At 69.9% G+C, this 26766-nt stretch carries 17 protein-coding genes, 3 tRNA genes and 1 pseudogene; 8 read left to right on the top strand and 13 right to left on the bottom strand.

The annotated features are described in order from the left end of the window. Positions 1–154: 154 nt before the first annotated feature. A complete protein-coding gene (locus V6V89_RS24445; RefSeq protein ID WP_334621637.1) occupies positions 155–4564 on the bottom strand; it encodes an AAA domain-containing protein in 4410 nt (1469 codons plus the stop codon). A gap of 64 nt (positions 4565–4628) precedes the next feature. Continuing rightward, positions 4629–5498: an LLM class F420-dependent oxidoreductase gene (locus tag V6V89_RS24440; RefSeq protein ID WP_334621635.1), complete on the bottom strand. Its 870-nt coding sequence runs from the start codon at positions 5496–5498 to the stop codon at positions 4629–4631. Positions 5499–5567: 69 nt separating this feature from the next. On the opposite strand from V6V89_RS24440, the gene V6V89_RS24435 reads away from it, so the two are divergent. Both V6V89_RS24435 and V6V89_RS24430 read left to right on the top strand, forming a co-directional pair. Then, complete coding sequence (locus V6V89_RS24435; RefSeq protein WP_334621634.1) at positions 5568–6284, top strand: HD domain-containing protein; 717 nt, start codon at positions 5568–5570, stop codon at positions 6282–6284. After that, positions 6281–7189: a dihydrodipicolinate synthase family protein gene (locus V6V89_RS24430; RefSeq protein ID WP_334621633.1), complete on the top strand. Its 909-nt coding sequence runs from the start codon at positions 6281–6283 to the stop codon at positions 7187–7189. The genes V6V89_RS24435 and V6V89_RS24430 overlap by 4 nt, the downstream gene beginning before the upstream one ends. 531 nt (positions 7190–7720) lie before the next feature. Here the strand turns inward: V6V89_RS24430 and V6V89_RS24425 are convergent. From V6V89_RS24425 to V6V89_RS24410, 4 genes are all read right to left on the bottom strand, one after another. After that, on the bottom strand, positions 7721–10201 hold the full coding sequence (locus V6V89_RS24425; RefSeq protein WP_334621632.1) for a DNA gyrase/topoisomerase IV subunit A: 2481 nt from the start codon (positions 10199–10201) through the stop codon (positions 7721–7723). A gap of 14 nt (positions 10202–10215) precedes the next feature. After that, entirely contained in the window at positions 10216–12219 is a 2004-nt protein-coding gene (locus tag V6V89_RS24420) for a DNA gyrase/topoisomerase IV subunit B (RefSeq protein ID WP_334621631.1), read from the bottom strand. A gap of 45 nt (positions 12220–12264) precedes the next feature. After that, positions 12265–14574 carry a rhamnogalacturonan lyase gene (locus tag V6V89_RS24415; protein ID WP_334621630.1) on the bottom strand — a complete coding sequence of 770 codons (2310 nt, stop codon included), beginning with the start codon at positions 14572–14574 and terminating at the stop codon, positions 12265–12267. A gap of 73 nt (positions 14575–14647) precedes the next feature. Further along, positions 14648–15589, bottom strand: a complete 942-nt coding sequence (locus V6V89_RS24410) for a patatin-like phospholipase family protein (protein WP_334621628.1) — start codon at positions 15587–15589, stop codon at positions 14648–14650. A gap of 218 nt (positions 15590–15807) precedes the next feature. Between V6V89_RS24410 and V6V89_RS24405 the strand changes: the two genes are divergently transcribed. Next, entirely contained in the window at positions 15808–16911 is a 1104-nt protein-coding gene (locus V6V89_RS24405; RefSeq protein ID WP_334621627.1) for an SGNH/GDSL hydrolase family protein, read from the top strand. Positions 16912–17271: 360 nt separating this feature from the next. On the opposite strand, the pseudogene V6V89_RS41810 reads toward V6V89_RS24405, so the two are convergent. Beyond that, positions 17272–17829: pseudogene (locus V6V89_RS41810) on the bottom strand (glycosyltransferase); the annotation flags it as partial. A gap of 530 nt (positions 17830–18359) precedes the next feature. Between V6V89_RS41810 and V6V89_RS24390 the strand changes: the two are divergent. From V6V89_RS24390 to V6V89_RS24375, 4 genes are all read left to right on the top strand, one after another. Further along, the gene (locus V6V89_RS24390; protein ID WP_334621623.1) at positions 18360–19658 is read left to right on the top strand and encodes an ABC transporter substrate-binding protein; all 1299 of its coding nucleotides are present in this window, start codon (positions 18360–18362) and stop codon (positions 19656–19658) included. A 252-nt stretch (positions 19659–19910) separates the two neighbouring features. After that, a complete protein-coding gene (locus V6V89_RS24385) occupies positions 19911–20882 on the top strand; it encodes a carbohydrate ABC transporter permease (protein WP_334621622.1) in 972 nt (323 codons plus the stop codon). Then, positions 20882–21805: a carbohydrate ABC transporter permease gene (locus tag V6V89_RS24380; protein WP_334621621.1), complete on the top strand. Its 924-nt coding sequence runs from the start codon at positions 20882–20884 to the stop codon at positions 21803–21805. The genes V6V89_RS24385 and V6V89_RS24380 overlap by 1 nt, the downstream gene beginning before the upstream one ends. Continuing rightward, positions 21802–24411: a beta-galactosidase gene (locus tag V6V89_RS24375; RefSeq protein ID WP_334621620.1), complete on the top strand. Its 2610-nt coding sequence runs from the start codon at positions 21802–21804 to the stop codon at positions 24409–24411. Before V6V89_RS24380 ends, V6V89_RS24375 begins: the two co-directional genes overlap by 4 nt. Positions 24412–24476: 65 nt before the next feature. Here V6V89_RS24375 and V6V89_RS24370 read toward each other — a convergent pair whose 3' ends face one another. The 3 genes from V6V89_RS24370 to V6V89_RS24360 form a co-directional block, all read right to left on the bottom strand. Next, entirely contained in the window at positions 24477–24902 is a 426-nt protein-coding gene (locus tag V6V89_RS24370; protein WP_334621618.1) for a hypothetical protein, read from the bottom strand. Positions 24903–24999: 97 nt separating this feature from the next. Continuing rightward, positions 25000–25143 carry a hypothetical protein gene (locus V6V89_RS24365; RefSeq protein WP_334621617.1) on the bottom strand — a complete coding sequence of 48 codons (144 nt, stop codon included), beginning with the start codon at positions 25141–25143 and terminating at the stop codon, positions 25000–25002. A 137-nt stretch (positions 25144–25280) separates the two neighbouring features. Beyond that, the gene (locus V6V89_RS24360) at positions 25281–25574 is read right to left on the bottom strand and encodes a sigma factor-like helix-turn-helix DNA-binding protein (protein ID WP_334621616.1); all 294 of its coding nucleotides are present in this window, start codon (positions 25572–25574) and stop codon (positions 25281–25283) included. On the opposite strand from V6V89_RS24360, the gene V6V89_RS41805 reads away from it, so the two are divergent. Further along, positions 25512–25856 carry a hypothetical protein gene (locus tag V6V89_RS41805; RefSeq protein WP_442935206.1) on the top strand — a complete coding sequence of 115 codons (345 nt, stop codon included), beginning with the start codon at positions 25512–25514 and terminating at the stop codon, positions 25854–25856. The genes V6V89_RS24360 and V6V89_RS41805 overlap by 63 nt on opposite strands. Before the next feature lie 551 nt (positions 25857–26407). Here V6V89_RS41805 and V6V89_RS24355 read toward each other — a convergent pair. The 3 genes from V6V89_RS24355 to V6V89_RS24345 all read right to left on the bottom strand — a co-directional run bounded on the left by V6V89_RS24355 (position 26408) and on the right by V6V89_RS24345 (position 26678). Further along, positions 26408–26482, bottom strand: a tRNA-Val gene (locus tag V6V89_RS24355). Positions 26483–26495: 13 nt separating this feature from the next. Continuing rightward, positions 26496–26566 (bottom strand) — tRNA-Cys (locus V6V89_RS24350). A 39-nt stretch (positions 26567–26605) separates the two neighbouring features. After that, positions 26606–26678, bottom strand: a tRNA-Gly gene (locus V6V89_RS24345). Positions 26679–26766: the final 88 nt, after the last annotated feature.

Below are 26766 nucleotides of genomic sequence, written 5' to 3'. Positions count from 1 at the left end.
TCGCTGACCAGCAACGACTCAGAACCGATCACACTCGCGTGCCTACGAACTGCGGAACTCGGGGTGCGCCGCCGGACCTCGACACGACGCCGCCCGGCCCGCAGCGATCAAGGGCATCGCCATCGATCAAGGGCAAACGCACGCGGAAAAGAGATCAAACCACGTGCGTTTGCCCTTGATCGGCGGGGAGAGGCGCGGGAGGCGCGGACGCCGCGGGAGGCGCGGGAGGCGCGGACGGCGGGAGGGGGGTGGGGGGTGTGGTTACTATGCCTAGCTCGTCGGCGCGGGTCCAGACTGGGCGGAGGGCGGCGTCCGGGTCGCGGTGGAAGGTGCTGGCGCGGAGGCGGACGAAGACGCAGTTGCCGACGCGCTCCAGGATCGCCTGCCGGCGCAGCTCGTGCGCGAACGCCTCCGCACCGTGGTAACTGTCGCCGTCGCATTCGATCGCCAGCCGCCGCCCGTCGGGCGCGGCGACCACGAAGTCGACGGTGAAGGTGCCGACGCGGTACTGCGGCACGGGTCGCAGCCCACCCTCGGTCAGCCGGCGCAGCACCGCCCGCTGGAATTCTGTCACCGGCTCGCCGGCCACCGGCTGCGCGGCCGGCGGGCGTTGGGCGTACGCGAGCAGGGCGGCGCGGGCGTCGTCGGCGTGCAGGTCGGTGAGGGTCACCGAGTGGAAGACCCACATCTGGTCGCGGGCACGGGACGCGGCGACGTTGACCCTGCGGTGGAAGTCGCGCTTGGTGAACGCGCCGATCGCACCGTCCGCGCTGGCCACCACCATCGATACGAGGACGATGTCGCGCTCGTCGCCCTGGAACGTGTACGGGTCGCCGACGCGCAGCTCACGGCGCTCCAGCTCGTCGGGGCCGATCTCTTCGCGCAGCCGGTGCAGCAGGTATGCCGCCTGCCCGCTGCCGGACAGCAGGCTGACCACGCCGAGCGAACGGCCGGTGTACGAGGGGTCGGCGACGATAGAGGCGACCCGCTTGACCAGGGCCTCGGCTTCGGCGACGTTGACCTCGCCGTACTCGGGCAGGGTCTCGCGGCGACCGTCGGGCACGTGCACCGAGACCACCGACGCGTCGAGTCCGCTTCGCGAGGCGCGCAGTGGCTGGATCTTGCCGTCGTAGTACGCGGCGCTGGAGAACCCGATGATGGTCGGCACGCTGCGGAAGTGCTCGGTCAGCAGGATGCGCTGCGGTGACCGCCGCACCGCGTGGTCGTACAGGCTGCTCTCGGTGTCGAAGTGCTCGGCCGACGGTACGCCCGCCGGGGTGAGGTGCGTGTTGATCAGCGCGTTGACCCGCTCGCCGGGTATGCCCACGAGCTGCGGGCCGATCTGCTGGTCGTCGCCCACCACGACGGCGCGGCGGGCCAGGCTCAGCACCGGCAGCGCGAACACGTCGGCCTGCGACGCCTCGTCGACGATTACCACATCGAAGATCGGCGGCTGGCTGTCGAGCGCTTGCCCGTCCCCATTTCGACTGGCTGCATGTGGCGCGAACTGCTCCAGCGCCCGGTCGATCGACATGATCCAGACAGGGACGGCGGTGACGGCCTCGGACATGGCGCGCTGGGCGGCCGCCTGCCAGTGGGCGGCGCTCTTGCCGGTACCCTTGCCGATTTTGCGAAGCGCGGCCGTCCAGTCGGCGAGCGCCGCCTTGCGGCGGTCGTCGAGGGTGAGCGACACCTCCAGCCAGGCCGACGACACCACCAGGTCGGAGGTGAGGCGGCGGATCTGGTCACGGGCGCGCTCCAGGCGGCGGCCGAGGTCGGCACCGTCCACATCGCCTACCACGCCGTCGAACCAGGTCTGCGCCTGCCGCCACGACCACGCCCGGAGTGCCGCCGCGCCATCTGCTGGCACCGCTCCACTGTCGATGGTCGCGGCCCACTGCGGCGCCACGGTCGCCAACTGGGCGTGCAGAGCCGCGTACCGGGTGGTGTCCGGCCGAAGCGTCCACAGTCGACGAGTTTCGGCCAGGGCGGCGTCCCACGCGACCAGATCGTTGCGTTCCCAAGCGACCGCGAGCGACTGGTGGATCGGCGACTCAGCGGCGTGGGCACGCAGCCAGCCCGTCATCTCGGTGTGCTCCGCGATCAGCCGGTCGAGCACGAACACGTTGCCGGCGGCCTCGACCTCGCCGGCCAGCTCCGCGAGACGGCGGGCGTCGGCGTCGGGCGGGCAGCGCGGGTGCGCCACGGCGAGGGTCGTGCGCAGCTCTGGCCAGCGGCGGCTCTCCCAGTCCAGCGCCTCGACCGCCACGCTCAGCAGGCGGCCGGCCCACAGCTCGGGCTCGGGCCCCGTGTCGGGGACGGGCGCGTCGAGGCGGGTGCGCCACTCGCCCCACCGGGCGGCGAGCTGCTGCCGCAACTGGTCACGTTGGACGGACGCCACCACCAGGTCGACGTCGTCGGTGGTGCGCAAGGGCTCGCCGTCGACGTGAACGTCGGCGACCAGCCGGGCCAGCTCGGCGTGCGTGAGGCGACGGATCGGCTTGCCCGCCGCGTATCGCGCACGCACCTCGCTGAGCTGGGTGAGCAGTTTGCGCGGCTGGGCGGCGTGCGGCTCTGGGACGGTTACGCGGCGGCCGGCCACGAAAGCGGTGCGACGGCCCAGCTCGGTGAGCAGTTGCTGGCACGCCGCCACGTGGTCGTCCCACACCACGCGCCAGCTCGGGTCGCGGATGAGCTGGCCGAGCCGGTCGGTCCAGCTCCCCTCCCGCCGGGTCAGCTCGTCGACGGCGCCGCGCAGGGCAGCGGCCAGCTCGTCGAGGGCGGTCGCGCCGAGCCGGCGTACCCCCTCAATGGACAGACCGCGGTCGCGCAGCGCGTCGACCACCTTGCGCGCGTCGCGCAGCGCGTCTGCGGCCGTGGCGATGTCTTCACCGGTCGGCAGCACGCCGTCTTCGGGCAGCGCGGCGAGCGCGGCCGCACGGTCGGCGGCGGGGATGCGGCGCGCCAGGTCGGCTAGCGCTGTGAACTCCGCCGCGTCGAGGGGCGGCGGGGTGCCGGGCGGCACGGCATCCGGTACCAGATTGTCGGCCTCGTGCCGGCGCAGCCACTCGCCGACCTCGCCCGCGCCGCGCCCTTCGTAGGTCGCGGCCTCGCGCTCGGCGGCGTCGAGCAGAAGCGACCTGGCCTGAGCGAAGACGGCCTGGCCGGCCTCGATGTCGGCGACCAGCCGGCGCACCCACGCGGCCTCGGCCTCCTGGTCGAGCGTCGCCGCCCGGTCGGACAGCTCGCGCGCGGCGACCTGAAGCTGCACGAGCTGGTCGGCGGAGCGTCCCAGCACGGCGAGACAAAGCGGCTGGATGTCGGCGGGCAGGCCGTCGCGGAGGACCCGCAACGGGTCCTCCTTCTGCGCGAGGACAAGGACCCGCTTGCCGTGCGCCACCAGGTGGCAGATGAGGTTGCGGATCGTGTGGGTCTTTCCCGTACCCGGCGGACCCTGCACCGCCACCGCCCGGTGCGCGGCCAGGCGGCGGGCGATCGACTCCTGGGCGTCGTTGGTGGCCATCGGCATGAGCAGCCGCTCGCCGACGCGCGTCCAGTCGGCGGGGTCGTCGTCGGGCATTCGCAGCTTGCTGGGCTCGTGCGCGAGTACGGCGGCGAGCGCGCCGACAGCCGCGTCGGGCTCGCTGGCCAGGCGGTCGCGGAGGCGTTCGAGGAAGCGGCGGACCATCCGCTGCCGGGGCCGGACAAACAGCACGCCCGTGTCGTACACGTGGCCGCCCTCGGGCGGCTCACCCAGACCTGCCCACACGGTCGCGTCGAGCCCGAGCCGGCGCAGTGCCCGGCGGGCGAAGTCGTGCCGCTCCGAAGGATCCCAGGGGTCGACGTCGACCTGGCCACCGGGCCCGCCCAGGTCGAGCAGGTCGGCCACTCGCCGCTCGTCGACATCGGCCAGGGCGTCCGCCTGAAGGCGTGCCGGACCCTGCGGCACGACCGTGACCGCGGCCGCGTCCGGGTCGTACTCGATCGCCACCGGCGTGGCCAGCAACGGGTACTCGACGCCGGCGTGCCGCAGCACCGCATGGCCCCAGACCAGCTCGACCCGCGCGGCGTCGATGTCGACGCGGTACCGCAGGTCGTAGAGCCGGTCGTGCAGGCGGCGCGCCGCCTCGGCCCGCTGGTGCGCCCGCGACCACGGCGCCCACTCCTGCTCGTGCCAGCTGGTGAACTCGGCGCGCGTGTCCTCCGGCGCGTCGTCACCGAGAGTGGGCGGCGCGGTGGCGGAGAGATCCCAGGCAAGGTGGCGCAGCAGCCCGGTCGGTATCGACGGCGGAGTCGGCGGCTCCGGGCGGCCCACGCGCAGCCAGCTACCGCCCGGCTGGCGCGGGCCGAGTGCGCACTCCTCGGACTCGGGCAGGTCGTGCTGCCAGTACGCGTCGGTGGTCGGCACGGTGCGGACCGGCTTGTCCAGCAACGCCCGCACGGCCAGCAGGTACTCGGTCAGGGCGAGCGCCCGCTGGTGGACAGCAGCTGGCGGGTCGCCGCCGGCTTCCCCGGCCGCGACCTGCTCGTCACCCTCCTCGACGGAGCCTTCCACGACGGTCATCGCCTTCGACGGTAACCCGCCGAGCCCACTACCGCAGGTCACCTCACCCGGATCGCCGGGCGATTCAGCCGATGTCGGCTAGCCGGGGCAGGATCCGCTCGGCGAGCTGCTCGGTGAACTCCACCGGATGCCGGTCGGGCATGAACTGAAGCTCGGTCACCCCCAGCTTGGCGAAGCCTGCCGCGTCGGTCAGGAAACCGTCCACATCGGCCAGTGGTGGCCGGACGATCGCGACGGTCTTTTCGATCCGGTCGTAGTCGCGCCCTTCGGCCTCGCAGTGGTCGCGCAGGATGTCGAACTTGCGCTTCACGTCGCCGACGCTCGTGCCGAAGATGTTGCAGGCGTCGGCGTACCGAGCCACCATGAGCAGCGTCTTCTTCTCGCCGCCGCCACCGACCATGATGGGCGGACGCGGCCGGGTGAGCGGCTGCGGCACGCACAGCGTCTCGGCCAGCTCGTAGTGCTTGCCGTGGAAGGGACCGTTGTCGTCGCTCCACATCTGAAGGCAAATGCGCAGCGTCTCTTCGAGCCGCTCGAAGCGTTCGCTGACCGGCACCACAGGAACGCCGAGGCCGACCTGCTCCCGCTCGTACCAGGACGCGCCGATGCCGAGCCGCGCCCTGCCGCCGGAAAGCACATCGAGGGTGGTGACGATTTTGGCGAGCAGTCCCGGATACCGGTACATGACGCCGGTGACGAGCAGGCCGAGGGTCATGCGCTCGGTCTTCGCCGCGACGTAGCCGAGGGTCGTGTAGCCCTCGAGCATCGGGTCGTCCGCGGAGGCCGTGCCCTCCATCTGGAAGTAGTGGTCCATGACCGTGAACACGGAAAAGCCCGCCTGCTCGGCGATCCGAGCCGTCTCGGCGAGCGTGGGGGCGATCTGAGTGGGGTCTTTGGGGGTCGAGTAGGTCCAGTAGTGGATTCCCAGCTTCACCCTCTCAGTCTGTCGCGCCCGGCGTCGGGCGGCCACCGCGATTGGAAGCGATCGTGTAGACAGGGCTGCATGGAGGACGCCACCCCGACGTACCTGTTGAGTCTGCCGCTGCACGCGATCACGGAGGTCTACGGCGAGGAGGGACTACGGCGGCGATTCGCTCTGGAGATCGAGCGTTTCGACGAGGCCGACCAGGTGCGGATCGAGCGTGCGCTGGAGCTGGCGTCGCGGTTGCACCGCGACCACCGCCGCGTCCGCGAGCCCTACCTCAACCACCTGCTGCGGGTCGCGACCAGGATCATCACGTACTACCGGGTGCGCGACATCGACGTCATCGTGGCCGCCCTGCTGCATGACGCCGTCGAAGACCACCCGGAGGCGCTGGCCGGCGGCGCACCCGCCGAGCCGACCCAGGCCGCTCTCGCCGTGCTGGCCCGCGACTTCGGACCGCGCGTAGCCGAGCTGGTGCGGTCGGTGACCAATCCCGAGTACGACCCGGGTCGCGACAGCGACGAGCAGTACCGCGAGCATCTGGCCGAGAGCCTCGACCGGCACCCGTGGGCGCGGGTCATCAAGGCGTCCGACTTCACCGACAACGGCGTAGGCGTCATACACACCACGGGCCCGAAGGTGCACCGGGCGGCCACCAAGTACCGGCCGCTGGTGCCCATCCTGCGCGAACTGGTCGCCCGCGCCGACACGCCGCTCGACGACGACGCAAAGCGGCACATCGCCGATCAACTCGACCTGGCGGAACGGCGATTCGCCGCCATCCTGGAAGGATGACCATGGACCTGGGCGGCGTCATCGTCGCCACCACGCTCGCGTTCACCCCCGATCCCGCGGCGCCCGGCGGCCTCGCCGTCGACTACGAACGCTTCGCGGCGCACTGCGACTGGCTGATCAGCAACGGGTGCCGCGGCGTCGGCCCCAACGGTTCGCTTGGCGAGTACTCGTCGCTCACCGACGCCGAACGCCGCAAGGTCGTGCAGGTGGCGGTCGAGGCCGTCGGCGGGCGCGGGCTCGTCGTCGCCGGGGTGCACGGGGTCGGCTGGCACCAGGCCCGACACTGGGCCGAACTCGCCAGACAGGACGGTGCGGACGGGGTACTGCTGCTGCCGCCCACCCTGTATCGGGCGTCCGAGGCGGAGGTCATCGAGCACTACACCCGCGTGGCCGAGGTCGGCCTGCCGATCATGATGTACAACAATCCGATCGACACCAAGGTCGACCTGGTGCCTTCGCTGGTGGCGAAGCTGGCCGCGATTCCGAACGTGGTCGCGATCAAGGAGTTCTCCGGCGACGTGCGGCGCGTCTATGAAATCCGGGAGCGCTGCGACATCGACGTGATCGCGGGCGCCGACGACCTGCTCTTCGAGAGCCTGGTGAACGGGGCGGTCGGCTGGTTCGCTGGATACCCGAACGCGTTCCCGGCGGAGGCGGTCGAGCTGTACGAGCTGGCACGGGCCGACCGGATCGTCGAGGCGCGCGAGCTGTACCGCCACCTCGTGCCCGCTTTCCGGTGGGACTCGCGCACCGAGTTCGTGCAGGCCATCAAGCTGAGCATCGACATCGTCGGCCGCAGCTACGGCGGCCCGACCCGCCCGCCGCGCGGCCCGCTCACGCCGGAACACGAGGCGGGAGTACGCGCCGACATGGCGGCGGCCCTCCAATACCTGACCTCCCGCTGACCCAGGCCCGCGCCGGGCGCGGACACCACCCTCCCCGCCAGCCGCGGACACCACTCTTCCCGCCAGCCGCGGGCGCCGCTCTCCCCGCCGATCAAGGGCAAACGCACGTGCTTTGATCTCTTTTCCACGTGCATTTTCCCTTGATCGATCAATATCTCCTTGATCGACGCCGTTGAGTTAAGCGATCCTCCGCCGCGTCAAGATCCTTCGCCGCGATCGGGCGGGCGCCATCGGGCGCCGGCCAACCGGACTGCCCCGCTCGGCATTTCGGAGGCCAAGGTGCCGCGGAGGTCCGGGTCGCCCGGACCAAGTCAATCTTGAGCGTTTGTTGCGGCCCTGGCGCAAGGCCGCGAGCGGTAGCGCGAATGAGCGCCGGTCCGGCGCCGTAAGGATGTACCACAACGCCGATCAAGGGCATTCTCATCGATCAAGGGCAAATGCACGTGGATCGGAGATCCAACCACGTGCATTTGCCCTTGATCGGCAGGCCCAAGCGGGGCGCGGGGCGCGGGGCGCGGCGCGCGGCGCTGGTCAGGCGCGTTCGATTAGGTGGCCTACCACGCTGGGGCCGTACAGCGCGGAGCCGGAGCCGTCGCGGCGGTCGTCGACCGGGGGCAGCTCGCGCGGGTCGCCCGTCGTGGTCGCGGCGGCCGGGCGGGGGCCGACCCACGCAAGCACCAGCTTGGCCTCGCCCTTGAGGAAGCGCTGCGCCCGTACGCCGCCCGTCGCGCGCCCCTTCGCCGGGTACAGGGCGAATGGCGTGACCTTGACGCTGGCGCCCGTCGAGGTGACCACCATCGGCTCGCCGTGCTCGGGATCGTCGGTGCGGATCGCGCCGAAGAACACCGCCTGCGCCCCGGACGCGAGGTTGACGCCGGCCATGCCGCCACCTTTGAGGCCCTGCGGCCGCACCGCCTTCGCCTCGTATCGCAGCAGCGACGAGTCGGAGCTGACGAACACCAAGGTCTCGGAGCCGTCGGTCAGCCAGGTGGCGCCGATCACCTCGTCGCCCTCGCGGAGGCTGATCACCTCGAACTCGTCGGAGCGCACCGGCCACTCCGGCGAGCACACCTTGACCACACCCTCTCGGGTGCCCAGCGCGAGGCCTGGCGAGTCGGTCTCGGACAGCGGCGCCAGGCTGATGACCTTTTCGCCGGGCTCCAGCGGCAGCAGCTCGGACGCGGACATGCCACCGCTCAGCGACACCGTGCCGGTGTGCTCCGGCAGTACCGGCAGCGGCAGCACGTCGGTCTTGAAGGCACGGCCGCGGTTGGTGACCAGCAGCACCCGGCCGCGGGCGGTGGAGTGGACGAGGGCGCGGACGCTGTCGTGCTTGACCCGGCCCTTGCGGCTGCGGCCTTCCGGTGCCTCTTCGGACTCGACGGCCGTGCGGGCGACGAGGCCGGTCGCGGAGAGGATGACCTGGCACGGGTCGTCGCCGACCTCCAGCGGCCCGGCGGGCACGGACGCGGCCAGCGTCTCTTTGAGGTCGCCGTCGATCAGCGTGGTGCGCCGCTCGGAGCCGAACTCCTTGGCTATCTTTGCCAGCTCGTCGGAGACCAGCTTCTTGAGCACCGACTCGTCGTCGAGGATCGCGGACAGCTCGGCGATCTCGCCGCGCAGCTTTTCGCCCTCGGTCTCCAGCTCCAACCGGTCGAACTTGGTGAGCCGGCGCAGTGGCGTGTCGAGGATGTAGGTGGCCTGGATCTCGGAGAGCTTGAACTGCCGCATCAGGCCGTCTTTGGCGTCCTGCGCGTTTTCGCTCGCCCGGATCAACCGGACCACCTTGTCGATGTCGAGCAGCGCGATGAGCAGGCCCTCGACCAGGTGCAGCCGCTCCTGCCGCTTGCGCCGCCGGAACGTGGTGCGGCGGGTCACCACCTCGTATCGGTGGGCGAGGAAGACCTCGAGCAGCTGCTTGAGCCCGAGCGTCTGCGGCTGCCCGTCGACCAGCACGAGGTTGTTGACGCCGAACGACTGCTCCAGCGGGGTCAGCCGGTACAGGTCGGCGAGCAGCGCCTGCGGGTTGACGCCGACCTTGCACTCGATGACGAGCCGGATGCCGTTTTCGCGGTCGGTGAGGTCTTTGACGTCGGCGATGCCCTGGAGCCGCTTGGTCTTGTTGACCTCGTCGGTGATCTTCTCGATGACCTTTTCGGCGCCGATACCGTACGGCAGCTCGGTCACCGTGATGGCCTGCCGGCCGCGGCTGCCCTCCAGCGGACCGATCTCGACCTTGCCGCGCATCCGCACCACGCCGCGCCCGGTCTCGTAAGCCTTGCGCACCTCGTCGAGGCCCAGCAGCAGGCCACCGGTTGGCAGGTCGGGGCCGGGCACGAACTGCATGAGCTTGTCGAGCGTGGCGTCGGGGTGAGTGATCAGCCAACGGGTGGCCGCGATGACCTCGCCGAGGTTGTGCGGGATCATGTTGGTGGCCATGCCGACCGCGATGCCGGACGTGCCGTTGACCAGCAGGTTGGGAAACGCCGCGGGCAGCACCTTGGGCTCTTCGAGCGAGCCGTCGTAGTTGGGCTTGAAGTCGACGGTGCCCTCGCCGAGCTCGCCGACGAGCAGCATCGCCTCGCGTGACATGCGGGCCTCGGTGTATCGCGACGCGGCCGGGCCGTCGTCTGGCGACCCGAAGTTGCCGTGCCCGTCGACGAGCGGCACGTTGAGCGAGAAGTCCTGGGCGAGTCGCACCATGGCGTCGTAGATCGCACCATCCCCGTGCGGGTGGTACTTACCCATAACGTCACCGACGACGCGCGCGGACTTGACGTAGCCGCGATCGGGACGGTGGCCCTGCTCGCTCATCGAGTACAGGATGCGGCGGTGCACCGGCTTCAACCCGTCGCGCGCGTCGGGCAACGCGCGGGAGTGGATGACCGAGAAGGCGTACTCCAGGTAGGAGTCTTCGACCTCGCGCACCAGCGGGTTGTCGTGGACGTGCGCGCCCGCCTGGTCGAATGCGGCCAGGTCGGCCTTCGGCTGCGAGCCCTTGCGGCGTGCCATCTACCGTGCGCTCCTCACGCGTCGATCATCTCTTCGTCGACCCGACTGGACGAGTCGATCAGCCACGAGCGGCGCGGCGGGACAGCGTCGCCCATGAGCAGTTCGAGCACGCGCTCGGCGGCGTCGACGTCGTCGAGGGTGATGCGGCGTACCGAGCGCGTGGCCGGGTTCATCGTGGTGTCCCACAGCTCGTCGGCGTTCATCTCGCCGAGACCCTTGAACCGCGGGATCGGGGTGACGATCTGCTTGCCGGCCTTTTCCAGACGCGCGACGGTGCTCAGCATCTCGTTTTGCGTGTAGGTGTAGATGGTGCGCGGGTCGCGGCCCTTGGTGACGATCTTGTGGAGGGGCGGCATGGCGGCGTAGAGCCGGCCGGCCTCGATGACCGGGCGCATGTACTTGGCGAAGAGCGTGATGAGCAGCGTGCGGATATGCGAGCCGTCGACGTCGGCGTCGGCCATGATGAGCACCCGGCCGTAGCGCATCGAGCCGATGTCGAAGGTGCGGCCGGAGCCGGCGCCGAGCACCTGCACGATCGCGGAGCACTCGACGTTGTCGAGCACCTGCTGCATGGTCGCCTTCTGGACGTTCAGAATCTTGCCGCGGATCGGCAGCATGGCCTGGTACTCGGAAGACCTCGCCAGGCGCGCGGTGCCGAGCGCGCTGTCGCCCTCGACGATGAAGAGCTCGCTGCGCTCGACGCCAGTCGAGCGGCAGTCGACCAGCTTGGCCGGCATGGCCGCGCCTTCGAGCGCGGTCTTGCGCCGGGCGGCGTCTTTCTGCTGCTTCTGGGTGAGGCGTACCCGGCCCGCCTCGACGATCTTCTGTAGGACCGTGCGCGCCTCGGTCTTGGTCTTGCGCCCGTCGACCCACGCCTTGATGTGCTGCTCGACCACCGACTGGATGACCTTGGTGATGCCGGCGGTGGACAGCTCGTCCTTGGTCTGCGAGGTGAACTGCGGCTCGGGGATGCGCACGTGGATGACGGCGGTCATGCCTTCGAGCACGTCGTCGAGGACCGGCGCGTCTTCCTTCGGGCGGAGCAGGCCGCGGGTGTTGCGGATGGCCTCGACCAGCGCCCGCACGACCGCACGGTCGAAGCCCTTACGGTGGGTGCCGCCATGCACGTTGCGGATCGTGTTGGTGAAGCACTCCACGGTGCGCTCGTAGCCGGTGCCCCAGCGGAGCGCGACCTCGACCTCGGCCCGACGCTCCACGTTGGACTGCATGACGCCGTTTTCGTCGGCGGCGTTTTCCCGGTAGGTGCCGCTGCCGTTGATCACCAACGTGCCGCAGACCGCGCGGTCGCCCGCCGGCGCAAGGAAGTCGACCATGTCGACCAGGCCGTTGGGGGCCACGAACGACTCTTCGCCCTCGGGGTGGCGCAGCACATAGGTGACACCCGGCACGAGGAACGCGGTGTTGCGCAGCTTGGCGCGGACCGCGTCAAGGTCGAGGGCGGCGCTCTTCTCGAAGTACCGCGCGTCGTGCCAGTAGCGGATGGAGGTGCCGGTGGACTCGCTGGCCCGCATCTTGCGGACCACCTGGAGGCCGGCCTCGGGCACGCCACGCTGAAAGGTCATCTGGTGCACCTTGCCGGCGCGCCGCACGGTGACGTCGAAGCGGCTGGACAGCGCGTTGACCGCCGAGGCGCCCACGCCATGCAGGCCACCGGAGGTCTTGTATCCCGAACCGCCGAACTTGCCGCCGGCATGCAGCCGGGTCAGCACGAGCTCCACGCCGGAGAGGCCCGACTTGGCGTGCACGTCGGTGGGGATGCCGCGGCCGTCGTCGTCGACCTGCACGGAGCCGTCGTCGTGCAGGGTCACCTCGATGCGGGTGGCGTGGCCCGCGACACCTTCGTCGGTCGAGTTGTCGACGATCTCGTTGAGGAGGTGGTTGACGCCGCGGCTGTCGGTGGACCCGATGTACATACCGGGTCGCTTGCGAACGGCGTCGAGCCCCTCCAGATGGGTGAGGTCATCGGCGCCGTACACGGTGTCGGGCTGCGCAGTCACGGCGACAGCGTAGCGGCGCAGCCCGACAATCCCGTGTAACGCCCCTTACAGACCGCGAGCCGTGGTGGGTACGGGCACCTTCGACCAGTCGGTGTCGGAGGCCAGATAGAAGCCCGGGTACGCCGGCTGGTTGTACGCGGTCTGCTGCCGCGCCGTCTCCGCCCGGTACTGCGGATCGTGCATGAGCGTGTACATCTTGTGGCCGGTCACCTCGGTGCTGAGGTAGATCCGCACGGCGCTGCTGTCCTCGGTACGCAGGAGCAACTCCTCGCGCCAGTCACCGAAAACGTCCGCGACCAGGCTCGGGTTGCCCTTGGTGTGGTTGTTGGTGTACGTCCCGGTGGCCGTGAGCACGGTGCCGCGCCGCCAGTCCTGGATCTTCGGCAGGGTGTCCGTCGTGCCGAAGGCGCCGGTGACGATCTGGGTGGTCAGGTCGGCCGCCCAGCGGATGCTCATGTTGGTGCCGGGCGTGGTGTTGGCGAGCAGGTCGCCGTCGGCCGAGAAAAGCCCGATCCCGAGGTCGGCGGCGTTCGGCGGCATGGCGGGCCAGGCCTCCAGGCCGGGCACGTCCGGCAGTACGTCGCCGATCATGCCGCGCCCGGTGTCGCGGCCGGTGTAGTCGCCGAAGATGACCTCGCCGGTGGCGGCGTCGCGCATGGCGTGGCCGTACGGCGCCCAGGTCCCGCCCTCGTGCACGCCATAGATTTCCAGGCCGGGACGGTTCGGGTCGATGTCGGTGACGTGGATGGCGTCACCGTGGCCGAGCCGAGCCTGTTGGCCCGGCGTGGCGCTGCCTGGCGGCATCTCGGCGAACGAGCTGTACAGCAGGCTGCCGTCGTGGTCGATGGTCGCCGCGCCGTACACGACCTCGTGCTTTCCGTCGGCGTCCACGTCGGCCACGCTCAGCGAGTGGTACCCCTGCGTGGTGATCTTCGCGTACTCCGGGTTGGTGCCGTCCCGCCCGTGTGGACTGTCGTTGAACGGGTTCGTCATCGGCGTCCAGCCGCTGTCGACGTACCACTGCTCGCGTAGCCGCTCGCCGTCCCACCGGTACGCGACCAGGGTGGTGCGGGTGTAGTAGCCGCGCGCGAAGATCGCCGACGGGTGCTTGCCGTCCAGGTATCCGACGCCGGCCAGGAACCGGTCGACCCGGTTGCCCGGCTCGATGCGCGCCATCGCGTAGTCGCCCCACATGAGCCCGTCGTCAGACCGGCCCGGCTTGTACCGGATCGTCTGAAGTTCGCGGCCCGTGGCGCCCTGGAACACCGTCAGGTACTCCGGCCCCGTGATGATGAAGCCCTGGAAGTTCCGCAGGGCGTTTCGGGTGCTGCGGCTCGGCGCGTACACGTCGATGAAGTAGTTGGCGAGCGCCTCCGCGTCGGCGCGCGAGAGCGGGTACTGGTACTGCGGCGTGGTGCCGAACGCCTGCTCCAGCGTCGCGGGCCAGCGCCCGGCCACGACCTCGGGATGCTCGTGCCAGCCGAGGAACATGTCGACGACGTGCTGGTAGTAGTCGGCGGCGCTCATGCGGTAGTCGTCCTTGTGCGTGTACCCGGCGCGGATGTCCGCCCCCGGCATCGTGATGTACCGCTCGGAGACCACGTTGCCGGCCCGGTTGTACCGGATGACCTTGGTGCCGGGCGCGGTCTTGAACATCATCTCGGAGCGGCCGTCGCCGTCGAAGTCGTACACGAGGAACTGCACGTAGTGCGCGCCGGCCCGGACGTTGACGCCGAGGTCGATACGGTTGAGAAGCGTGCCGTCGAGCCGGTACGTGTCGATGTAGACGTTGCCGGTGTACCCGACCTGCGACACGTCCTTGGAGTTCGAGGGGTCCCACTTGACCACGTACTCGTACTGCCCGTCGCCGTCGACGTCGCCGACGCTGATGTCGTTGGCCGCGTACGTGTACGCCTCGCCGGCCGGGGTGACCCCGTCGGCAGGCTTGCGAAGCGGCAGGTCGTAGTAGCCGTTGGCCCAGGCCGTGACGGCCGCGCTGCGGTCACCCTCACGCCCCTTCACGACTGGCGCGACCCGGTAGCGCGCGCCGGGCTCGGCCGCGCGGTCGACGTAGTTCGTGCTGTCGGTGACGGTCGCTATGCGCTTTCCGTTCCGGTACACGTTGAACGCGGGTCCGGCCATGCCGGTCGCGGTGTGGCCGGTGACCTCGGAGCCGAGCAGCCGCCAGCTGAGAAAGACGCCCTCTGTGGTGGCCGCGGCGACCAGGCCGCGGTCGAGTTCTTCGAGCTGCACGGGATGGTGGCGTCCGCCCGACGGCGCGGCGGCGGCCGCGCCGGGAAGGCCGAGGACTAATGCGATAAGAGCGGAAATGGTCAGTATGGCGCGAGGATTCATGCCCAAGCTCCTCAGCATTCGCGAGGATGAAACGATACAATTACGCGAAGGCTATGGATGTCTCAGGCGCCTGTCAAGGCGTCCAGACCCGCGCTATCTGCTCCGCGGCCGCGATCGCCTGCACCCGCCCCGCACGTGCGGCTGGCGCCCGCCGCGCCGGGTCGAGCACGTTGCGGCCGATCGCCCGGCGCGCGGCCCGATCCGGCGTGACCACGGCGACCCGCGCGGTGCGGCGCAACGCCGCCACCTGGTCGGACAGGCGCGCGATCCGGCCGCCGCCGCGCGCGATCGGCGCGATCACCACGACCTGGTCGAATCCGGGACCGGCGCCGCCTGGACTGAGCGACGCGCCGGGCGGCGCGTGGGAAGGCGGCGCCTTCGATGCCTCGGGGTCCGCGCGAACGTAGAGAGCGCCAGCCAGCACAGCATCCGTGACAACGTCGGCGTTCGCCGCCGACCGCATCCCGCCGTCGATGAATCGGCGCTCGCCAATGGGTACCGGAGCCCACACGCCAGGCACCGCGCAGCTTGCCGCGACCGCCTCGACCAGGCTCACTCCCCCGTCGCGGTCGAACACCACGAACTCGCCGGTGTCGGCGTCGACCGCCGTGACCAGCAGCCGCCGGTCGGGCCAGGTGTGCGCGGGCAGGCGGCTCGCGATCACCGCGATCCGCTCGGCCGCCGGTCCGGTGGGCGCGGCCAGTGCCATCCGACCCAGCCGCCGTCGAAAGGCCAGCTCGTCCCGGGCGCCGAGCATGGCGAACCCGCCCGCGACAAGCGTGCGGAGGCCGATCCGGGCGGCGATCTCCGCGCCAGGTCCGCCAAGCTGGCGCGAGTACAGCTCTTCCAGCGGCACGCCGGACGTGACCTGCGCCGCCACTACCGAACCCGCCGAGGTGCCGACGAACACGTCGGCGTCGAGCAGGTCGACGCCGGCGTCGGCGAGCCCGGCGAGCACCCCGAGCTCCCACGCGACGCCGGTAACCCCGCCCCCACCAAGCACGAGCGCCCTCACGCCGCCACCTTACGTTGGCCCCGTTCCGCTTTCGCCCGTCGATCAAGGACAGATGCACGTGCTTTGATCTCTTTCCGCCCGCATTCGCCCTTGATCGATGCGATCCTCCTTGATCGATGTCTGGCGGGGAGCGCTCTAGACGCTCTTGACAACCGCCTCTCGGAGCGATGAAGTGGGAGCGCTTCCAGATCTGTTGCCTTCGATATCCAGGAGATCGAATGAAGCGCTTCACCGCCGTCCTCGCGGCCGCCACGCTCACGGTCGGGCTCGTGGTGGCGGCAGCGCCGCCAGCGCAGGCCGGCACGCCCCACGTTCTCGGGCGGGCCCACACCGCCGGTCGCGTCGAGGTCAACGGCGGCGCCGTCCAGTACAGCTGGCCCGGCGTCTACTTCGAGGGCCGCTTCCGCGGCACCGGGGTCGGCGTCGTGCTGAACGACACCGACAACGACTACGAGGTGCAGATCGACGGCGCGACCGTCGACACGCTCGTGAAGCCCGGCCAGATCACGCACTGGGTCACCGGGCTGCGGCGGGGTGTCCACACGGTCCGGCTCGTCAAGCGCACCGAGAGCCAGTGGATGGTCAGCGAGTTCGGCGGCTTCGTCGCCGCGCCCGGCGGCGCGATCCTCGGCAAGCCGGCGGCGCGCGGCAGGCAGATCGAGTTCATCGGCGACTCCAACACGGTCGGCTACGGCAATATGTCGACGACCCGCGAGTGCACAGGCGACGAGGTCGCCCGCACCACCAACGCCAACCTCAGCTTCGGCGCGATCACCGCCCAGCGCCTGGGCGCCGACTATCAGATCAACGCGTTCTCGGGCCTCGGCATGGTGCGCAACTACAACGGCCACACGCCCGGCACCGACTACCGCACGTACTACGACCGGGCACTGCTGAGCGTCGACGGCGACGTCTGGAACAAGCCGCGCACATGGCGGCCGCAGCTCGTGGTCGTGGGGCTGGGTCTCAACGACTTCTCCACCGCCGTCAACCCGGGCGAGGCGTGGACGCCGGAAAGCCTGGTCGCCGCCTACCGCACCGCGTACCAGGGCTTCCTGGACAAGCTCCGCACACGGTACGGCCGGCACACCATCATCGTGGTGAGCTCGACGTACCTGTGGAACACCACCGCGTTCGCGGACGCCGCGCAGCAGGTGGTCACCGACCGCAACGCGCAGGGCGACGACCGGGTCCGCTACTGGTACTACGAGGACACCGGCCTCGACCACCTCGGCTGCCACTGGCACCCGTCCCTGCACGACCACCAGCTCATCGCCGACCGCCTCGACGACTTCATCGGGACCCTTCCGCTGCGCTGGTAGCGGCGTCGCGGTGCGCCTGGAGGGTCTCGTCGGCGAAACGGTCCGATGCGTACTCCCCGGCGATGGAACGACCGCGCTGGCCGCGGTGTCTCGCCTCGGCGGGCGCCGCGAGCAGCGCGGCCAGGCCAGCCGCGAAGGGCGCGGGCGCCGGGTCGGTGAGGCACATGGCTCCGCGAGCGGGTGGCTGGCGTGCAGCAGCCGGTCGGTCATCACGATGGGGAGCACCACCGCCGCCTCTGGCGCGATGCCGTGCCGGGCGCGGAACTCGGCACCGGTCATGGCGGCCGGCGGGAGGTTCGCCGGGGTGGCGATGACCCGTATCCGGTCGGCGAAAGCCGCCATCCGGCAGCGGCGCAGCGCACCCGCGGTCGGCGCGACGATGACGTGCGCCGCGTCGAAGACGCGGGCGTTGGCCTCCTCGACGGCGTCGTACTTGTCGAGGAGCCGCCCTGTCGGCCCGCTCCGCAAATGCCGCCCGTACAGGGCGGTGCCGGCGCGGACGATAGGCGTCGGGACGTAGACGATAGGCGTCGGGATGTAGTAGTGCTCGGCGTACCCGTGCATGTCGGTGTGGTAGGTGTACACCGCCGGAACGCCGAGCTGCCGCGCCATGGTCAGCCCCGCGGCGCCGAGCGGGCCGGGAGTGTGCACGTGCGCGACATCCGGCCGCCAGGCTCGCACCCGGTCGCGCATCGCGCGGATCGGCATCAGCGCGAACCGGAAGTCGCCCATCCCCGTCGGCAGCGACGGCACCGAGATGACGCTCCTCTCCACTGAAGCTTTCCACAGTGGACCGGTCGTCACCACGACGGTTTCGTGGCCGCGCCGGGCGAGTGCGCCGGTGAGCAGCCGGATGGACGCCGCGATGCCGTTGACGCCCAGAAAGGAAGCGTCAGTGAAGTGTGCGATCCTGGTCAACGCCGTCGCATCCCTCGACTTCGAAGACTAACGATGAAGGTACCCGGAAAGGCGCCATTGTGGGTGGCGGGCGCCACCCCGGCCGCCGGCTGGTATCACGCTGGCTTCCTGGTCGGGGGTGTCCGCGGTATTGGCAGCGGTATCGGCAGCGGTATTGGCAGCGGTATTGGCAGCACTGTGGACGGTCGTGCTGGGTCGCGCCGCGCTGGCGGTACAGCTGGAAAAGCGCGCGATCCGTGCGCTTGCGACGGCGCTTGCGGCCGGCGTGTCGTTCGTGGCCCTCTTGGCGCTCGAGGCGCATCGCGCTGTCCTGCCGCAATCATGGCCTGACCCAGTCACGGACCGTTATGTGAGCGGGAGTCACGTTACGCAAGGGCTTATTCTTAGCCCTTGACGAAGGGTCATCGCAATCTTAGGCTACCGATCACTTAACCGGCTGGAAATTTAGTTGACATCCCCCCATCCAGCCTCAGGGCCAACGCGACGCCGTCGCATCCAAAGGCCGGGTTCGTGATAGGAGGCATAGCGCGATGACGATCGACAGAGCACGAGTGACGCGCCGGGGTTTTCTCGGCCTCGGTGCGGCGGCGGGCATCATCACGCTGACCGCGTGCGGTTCGGACAGCGACGACAGCGGCTCGAGCAACGGCGGCGGCAAGCTGGTCATGACGGTCTGGGGCGGCGAGCCTGACAAGACCGCTTACCAGAAGCGCATCGACCTGCTGGTCAAGAAGTACCCCGAGATCTCGATAACGCTGCAGCTCATCCCCGGCGAGACGTATGAGCAGAAGGTGCAGACGATGATCGCGGGCGGCTCCGGCCCGGACATCATGCAGGTCGCCGAGAACGTCAACGTCTACTCCAGCAAGAACCAGCTCCAGCCGCTCGACGACCTGGCCAAGGGCGCGGGCATCGACCTCGAGCAGCAGTTCGGGCCGATCGGCTCGCTGTACTCGTACAAGGACAAGGTCTACGCGGTCCCGGACCGGTCCGGTGCGATGATCACCTACTACAACAAGACAATGTTCGCGGCGGCCAACCTGGACGCGCCCACAGCCGACTGGACTTGGGAGCAGACGCTCGCGGCGTTCAAGGCACTCACCGTGCCGGGCAAGCAATGGGGGTACGCCGGCGCCGAGTGGTGGGCCGCGTGGTGGGGCTTCGTGTACCAGAACGGCGGCAAGATCATTGATGACAGCGGCAAGCCAGCCGCGAACAGCGACCCGGTCGTCGAGGCGCTGCAGTGGGCCGGCGACCTGGTGAACAAGCACGGCGTGGTGCCGACGAAGAAGCAGTACGCCGACTTCGGTGCCGACGTCAACGGCGACGCCGCGTTCGCACAGGGCAAGATCGCGGTCAGCACCACCGGCTTCTGGGCGATCAGCGGGCTGCTCAAGAGCAACATCGAGTGGGGCATCGCGCCGTTCTGGCGGGGCAAGCAGCAGGCGGTGACCGCCTTCGGCAGCGGGCTCGCGATCTCCCGCACGTCGAAGAACCCGAACGCGGCCATCAAGGCGATCGAGTTCCTGAGCTCGCCGGACGCGCAGAAGGTCATCATCGAGACCGGCCAGGACGTGCCGGCGAACCTCGAGGTGCAGAAGGGCGACGCGTTCCTCAAGCCGACGTGGATGACGAAGCCGGTCGCCATGAATGTCTTCGGCGAGTCGAGCGCGTTCGTTTATCGCGCGCCGTTCATCCCGGAGTGGAACGAGATGCAGAAGGCGTTCGAGAACGGGCTGGCCAACTTCTGGCTCGGCAAGGAAGATGCCCGGACCGCGCTGACCGCGGTCCAGAAGCGGCTAGAGACCATCGTCAAGCCTGCGGGGTAACGATGACCGACCTAACTGGCGCTCGCTACGCTCGCGCGGGTCATGCGCCCCCTATGCCGCCTTGTAGCCGCCAGTCGCTACGGTCGCTACGCTCCCTCCGCTTGGTGGCGGCTGCAGGCGGCGGCGCATGACCGACCTAACTGGCGCTCGCTACGCTCGCGCGGGTCATGCGCCCCCTATGCCGCCTTGTAGCCGCCAGTCGCTACGGTCGCTACGCTCCCTCCGCTTGGTGGCGGCTGCAGGCGGCGGCGCATGACCGACCTCGCGGAGGCGGCACCGGCGCGCGCCGGTGCCGCCCCGGGGCGGACTCTTACGCGTCCGGCGGGCCTGCGTAGCCGCCGGCGCAAGGAGGCGCTCTGGTTCTACCTCTTCGCCTCGCCGTGGATCATCGGCTTCCTGGTGTTCCTGCTCGGGCCCATGGTCACGTCGATCTACCTGTCGCTGACCGACTGGGACTCGTTCACCACGCCCAACTTCGTGGGGCTGGACAACTACCGCCAGCTGCTGACCGAGGACCCGGTCTTCTGGACGGCCCTCAAGAACACCATCTACTACTCGGCCGTCTCGGTGCCGCTCGGCCTGCTGCTCGGCCTCTGGCTCGCCAACCTGCTCAACAAGCAGGTCCGGGCGCGCAAGCTGTTCCGTACCCTCATCTACCTGCCGACGCTGGTGCCGCTGGTGGCAGCGGCGATGGTCTTCAAGATGGTGCTCATGCCGTCAGGGGCGCTCAACGACCTGCTCGGCGTCTTCGGCATCCCCGGTCCGACGTGGCTGCTGGACCCGACCTGGGTGAAGCCATCGCTGATCCTGCTGTCGGTCTGGGGCGTCGGCAGCGCGACCGTCCTGCTGCTCGCCGCCATGAAGGGCATCCCCAAGGAGCTGTACGAAGCGGCCGAGGTGGACGGCGCCAGCTCGATGCGGCAGTTCTGGAGCATCACCGTCCCGCAGCTCACGCCGATCATCTTCTTCAACCTCGTGATGGGCATCATCGGCGCGTTCCAGGTCTTCTCCCAGGTGTACGTGCTGACCCGGGGCGCCACTCAAGCGCCGGAAGACGCGAGCGTGATGATGGTGCCGTTCCTCTTCGACCAGGCGTTCTCCTTCTACCACATGGGGTACGCCTCGGCGATCTCGTGGCTGCTGTTCCTGGTGATCCTCGGCTTCACCCTCATCGCCTTCCGGACCGCGCGCAAGTGGGTCTTCTACGAGACGGAGGTGAAGTGATGGCGATCATCACGAGCGCACCCCCGCAACCCGCCGCGGAGCGGCGGGAGCAGCGGCCCGGTAAGAACACGCGCACCCCCCGGGCCTTCCGGGCCACACCCTTCACGTACGCGACGCTGATGATCGTGTCGGCGCTGCTCTCCGTGCCGCTGGTGCTCGTCGTGTCCATCGCGCTGTCGTCGGACCAGACGGTAAACGCGAACACGTTCAGCATCATCCCGCGCGAGTTTCACTGGGATAACTTCACCCGGGTCTTCGACACCAGCTTGCCGATGGGCCGCTTCCTGCTGAACTCCGTGATCATCTCGGTCTTCGCGGTGATCGGGCAGATGCTGTCCAGCGGGCTGATCGGCTACGCCTTCGCGCGCCTGCGCGCACCGGGAAAGAACGTGCTCTTTATGGTGGTCATCGCGACGATGATGATCCCGACGCAGATCACCATGATCCCGCAGTTCATCCTGTTCAAGGAGCTCGGCTGGATCAACACGTTCCTGCCGCTGATCATCCCGAACTTCTTCTCGAACGGGTTCAACGTCTTCCTGGTGCGGCAGTTCGTGTCTCGGCTGCCGCGGGAGATCGACGAAGCGGCCATGATCGACGGGCTCGGCTTCTTCGGCGTCTACCGCCGGATCATGCTGCCGATGCTGATGCCGGCGCTCATCGCGATCGGCATCTTCACCCTGACGTACACGTGGGGTGATTTCATGGGTCCGCTGATCTACTTGAACGACGAGTCGAAGATGCCGCTGGCCCTCGGCATCCAGTACATCAGCAGCACATCGGCGGCGATGCAGGCGCCACCATGGAACCTGGTGATGGTGGGTTCGATCCTGCTCACGCTGCCCATGATCGTCGTGTACTACCTGGGCCAGCGGTACCTGTACGAGATGGACATCAGCGGTGGAAGCGCGGGGGTCAAGTGAGCGTTCAGACCATTGTCAGGAGCGGCGTCGAACTCGACGCCCGCGGCATCAGGATCGGCGGCCAGCCCAAGCTGCTGCTCTGCGCCTCGTTGTTCTACTTCCGCCTGCCGCGCGAGGAGTGGGTTGCGCGGCTGGCGCAGGTGCGGGCGTCCGGCTACACGTGCGTCGACGTGTATCTGCCATGGAACTTTCACGAGACGGCGCCCGGCGAGTGGTCGTTCGAGGGCCGGCGGGACGTCGCCACATTCCTGGATCTGGCGCACGCCGCCGGGTTGTACGTCATCGCGCGGCCCGGCCCGTACATCTGCTCCGAATGGGACGGTGGCGCGCTGCCGGCCTGGCTTGGCCTCGACCCGCAGCTACGGGTGCGGCAGAGCGAGCCGCGATACCTCGCCCAGGTGCGCGCCTGGTACGACCAGGTGCTCCCGCTGATCGCCGAACGGCAGTACGCCAATGGCGGCCCGGTCATCATGGTGCAGCTCGAAAACGAGCTGGACTTCTTCGACTGCGCCGACCGCACGGGGTACATCACCGCGCTGCGCGACCAGTCGGTCGGCTACGGCATCACCGTGCCGATGATCGCGTGTGCGGGGCAGGGCGACCTGACCGGGGCCACCGGTGACGTGGCCGGTGTCGTACCGGCCTGCAACTTCTACCCGGACGACGACTCGCCGCACATCGAGGGCGAGGTGCGACGGTACGCGGGGCTGCTCGCCGACCGCGGGCTGCCGCTGCTGGTCACCGAGACCAACCGGCGGCACCGCACGCTGCGGCGGCTGCTGGCCAGCGGCGCGTCACTGATCGCGCCGTACCTCCAGTCGTCCGGCTGGAACTTCGGGTACACGCCGTCGAGCGGCAACTGGGGCGCGCCGGGCAACCTGATGAGCCACGGGTACGACTTCGGCGGATACGTCTCGTCGACCGGTGTCGAGCGGCCGGAGTTCGTCGAGGCACAGGTGCTGGCGCGGGTCATCGACGCTCTCGGTCCCCGGCTGGCACTCGCCACGTCGGGCGTGCCGCGCCTCGATGTCACGGCCGACTTCCCGACCAGCACCTCGCTGGCGGCGCTGGACCTCGACGGCGGCGGGCAGCTGCTTGCCCTGCCCAACCTGGGCACCGAGTCCGGCACGGCAACGCTGGACGGGGTGACGATCGACGTGCCCGATGACGCGTGCCCGCTGGTCCTGCTCGATGTCCCGCTGCAACAGTGGGGCGCCGACCTGACGCTGTCCATGGCCTCCGCCGACCTCGTGGCGGTGGCCACCGAAGGCGGCCGCCTGGCGCTGGCGTTCTCCTCCACGGTGCCGGTGACGGTCGTCCTAGATGGACTCCCGCCGCTCGTCATTCCAGTGGGGACCGTCATCGAGGTGCCCGGCACAGCCGTCACGCTTGTGGTGCTGCCGCCGGCCGACGCGGCCCGGCTCACCGCGCTGCACGCCGACGGCGTCACCGACCTGGCTCCCGCACAGGGCGTGGGTCACCGCACCACCGCCACCGACGTGCTGTCGGGACAGCGGCGCTCCGGCGCGCCAGCGGGCTCGGCTGGTCCGGTGCACGAGCTGCCGCCAACGCTGGAGGCGCTGGGTGTCTACCGTGGACGCGGCACCTACACCACGACCGCCGACCTGACGGGGGTCGACGAGTTGCTCATCGTCGGCGCCGCCGACATGGTAGATCTGTCGATCGCGGGCCAGGCCAGGCCGACGATCGCCGGCTTCGGCGCCACCGAGCGGATCGACGTGCGCGACGTGTCGGGTACCGCCGACGTGCGGGCCACGGTCGAGATCTGGGGACACGCCAACTTCGACGATGACCGCCTGCCCGCGCTGAGGCTCGGCGGCCTGCGCGGTCTCGGCACCGTTTGGACGGTCGAGGCGGTGCGTGACCTGTCCGCCCTGTGGACCGTGAGCGGCGACGAGCAGTGGGCCGGCCAGCCCGCACCGACGCGCACGCTTGGCGGCTGGAGCAGCACCCGGGTGGGGCTTCCCACTACGTACACCCGAGTGATCCCTGGTGTTGGTGACTCGGCCCTGCACCTGGTCGGCTTGGCCGAGCCGGCGCGGGTCGCGGTCGACGGCGGCGAAGCGGTGACCGTCCACCCCGAAAACCCCTGGCTGCTGCTGCCGGCGGGCACCGATCGCGTGTCGGTGACGATGCCGCACAACCCCAGCGGTCCGGGCGTCCAGGCGGAACTGCTCGCCCTGCGGCCGGTGACCGGCTGGTCGTGCACGGTCGAGGACGACGCGGCGCTGACGGAATACGCCACGGCCGCTGGTTCGACGGGGACGCCGGTCGAGTTGCCGCTCGCCCTCGCGGCGGGCGCGGAAGCCTGGCTCGACGTCGACCTGCCACCGTCCACTGTGGGCTGGGTCATCCGGCTGGAGGGCGAGCAGGTACGGGCAACCGGCTGGGCCGCGGGCGAGTGCGTCGGGCGGGTGTGGCTCGACGACCCGCAGCGGCCGCGGTTCTCCGGCGGCGACGCCGAGATCCTTTGGGTGCCGGGCGCCTGGGCTGCCGCCGGCACCCGGCTGACCCTGCTGCTGCGCGGCACGGCCGGCCCGGTGGCGCCCGCGCTGCGCGCCATCCACCTGGAACCGAGCCTGTGAGCGCCGGTCACGGCCCAACGCTGTGAGCCTCGGTCACGGCCGCAATGCCGTGACCGAGGCCAGCTTCAGCCGTCGCTGCTCGTGCGGTAGATCACGCTGCCGCAGTCGTACGGCGTGCCGTACGTCCCGTTCTGCGAGCAGATCTGGATGCCGACTCGCTCGCCGGGAAGGACGTTTCCGAACGGGTCCCAGACCATGAACTCGTCGAAGCCCCGCCCGTTGTACTTGGGACCGTGCTTCACGCCCTTGTGCCACGCGTACGCGGCCACGCCGTCGCCGTCGGCACAGGTGTCCCGGATCGAGACGTAGTCGTCGTTCTTCGCCGGGTTGCTCAGGTCACCCTCGCCGTAGTCCACGAAGTAGACGTAGCCAGCGGGATCGTCGTCGTCCGGGCAGTTGCTCGGGGTGGCGCTGGTTGTGTAGAAGCTGTCGTCGACGGCCAGTGCCGGGGCACCGGTCGCGCCGATCATTGCCGCCACAGCCGCGAGCACCGTAAGAACTCTACGAAGCTTGATCATGGCCGCAGACGATAGATGATCACGCTCTCGTCCGGCCACTCCCCCGCCATCGCACCGCCGACGTGGATCGCTAGGGCGGGTTGACGCCCGCCGGCGACGCGGGCTCGTTGATGCGGGTACGGTCGTCGAAGATGACCGGGGTCCGGTCCTGCGTCTGGTTCAGCGCCCACAGCCCGATCAGGTCGGCCACAGCGAAGACGATCGCGATCAGCACGGCGAGGATGTGGCGGCGCCGGCGCTCCCACCGCCGCCACCGCGCGTGCGCAGGCCCCTACGCGGGTGGCGCCGCGTCGGCCTGCGCGGCGAGCGCGTCCAGCGTCTCCCGCAACCGCTCCTCGGTACTGCCGGTTGTCATCGCCTTTCCTCCAGCACGCGCGTGAGGGCAGCCATCCCGCGCGAGGTGTGTGACTTCACGGCGCCGCAGGAAATGCCCATCGCGGCGGCGATTTCGGCTTCCCGCAGGCCCAACCAGTGTCGCAGGACGAGCGCCTCCCGCTGCCGGGTGGGCAGTTCCTTGAGCGCCGCGACCAGCGCGCGCTGGTCGTCGTCGAGCGGCACCGGCGCCTCCACCCGGAGGAGCCGGTGCTGTCCCGGCGCGACTTCGAACGCCAACGCTGCGACCGCCGCGACGAAAACCCCCGACACCCGCTGCTGCTAACCCAACGCACCCCGCCCCGTCACCCCGCCCCGTCACCCGCCCGTCGCCCGCCCCGGCACCCCGCCCCGGCACCCCGCTCGGTCGCCCGCCCCGGCACCCCGCTCGGTCGCCCGCCCCGGCACCCCGCTCGGTCGCCCGCCCCGGCACCCCGCTCGGTCGCCCGCGCCGGCACCCCGCTCGTCGATCAAGGGCAAACGCACGTGGTTCGATCTCTTTTCCACGTGCGTTTGCCCTTGATCGATGCAGATCTCCTTGATCGACGCCGTTGAGTTGGGCGGTTCGGCGTCGCGTCACGGGTCCATCGCCGCAGTCGGGCGGGCGCCCGATCCCCCGACCGGATTGCACCGTTCCGCGCTGCCGCCGCTCGGCCATGCCGCACCGCGAACGTGGTCGCCACCCAGCAGCGCGGAGGACGCGCGCCGGCGCGTGGCCGACGGGGCGGCGGCAAGGCGGCGGCAGGGTCGTCGATCAAGGCGATCCGCATCGATCAAGGGCAAATGCACGCGGATCTGAGATCAAACCACGTGCATTTGCCCTTGATCGGCGGGGAGAGCGGAGGGCGCGGAGAGCGGAGGGCGCGGAGAGCGGAGGGCGCGGAGAGCGGAGGGCGCGGAGAGCGCGGAGAGCGGAGGGCGCGGAGAGCGGAGGGCGCGGAGAGCGGAGAGCGCGGAGAGCGCGGAGAGCGGAGGGCGCGGAGAGCGGAGGGCGCGGAGAGCGCGGAGAGCGGAGGGCGCGGAGAGCGGAGGGCGCGGAGAGCGGAGAGAGGGCAAGAGGAAGGCCCGGGCGAGAATCTCGACCGGGCCTTAGCGTGCTTTATAGATGGTGGGCGATACTGGGTTTGAACCAGTGACCTCTTCCGTGTCAAGGAAGCGCGCTCCCACTGCGCCAATCGCCCGAGCGTGGTGCCGAGGTGGAGACGGGATTTGAACCCGTGTACACGGCTTTGCAGGCCGTTGCCTCGCCTCTCGGCCACTCCACCGAGGTGACCCCCGACGTGTTGTGTCGCGGCCTCACTCCGAGCGGACGACGGGACTCGAACCCGCGACCCTCACCTTGGCAAGGTGATGCGCTACCAACTGCGCTACGTCCGCACTGGCCCCCAGTTTTGTTCCTGGCGACGGATGAGAACTTTAGCCCAGTCCCGAAGCAACTGCCAACTCGGTTCCCCTCCGGCGCGTC

The sequence above is a fragment of the Micromonospora sp. CPCC 206061 genome, from assembly GCF_036906915.1.
Taxonomy (GTDB): domain Bacteria; phylum Actinomycetota; class Actinomycetes; order Mycobacteriales; family Micromonosporaceae; genus Phytohabitans.
The sequence above is the reverse complement of the archived record's forward strand: the minus strand, read 5'-3'. Positions and strand labels throughout refer to the sequence as shown.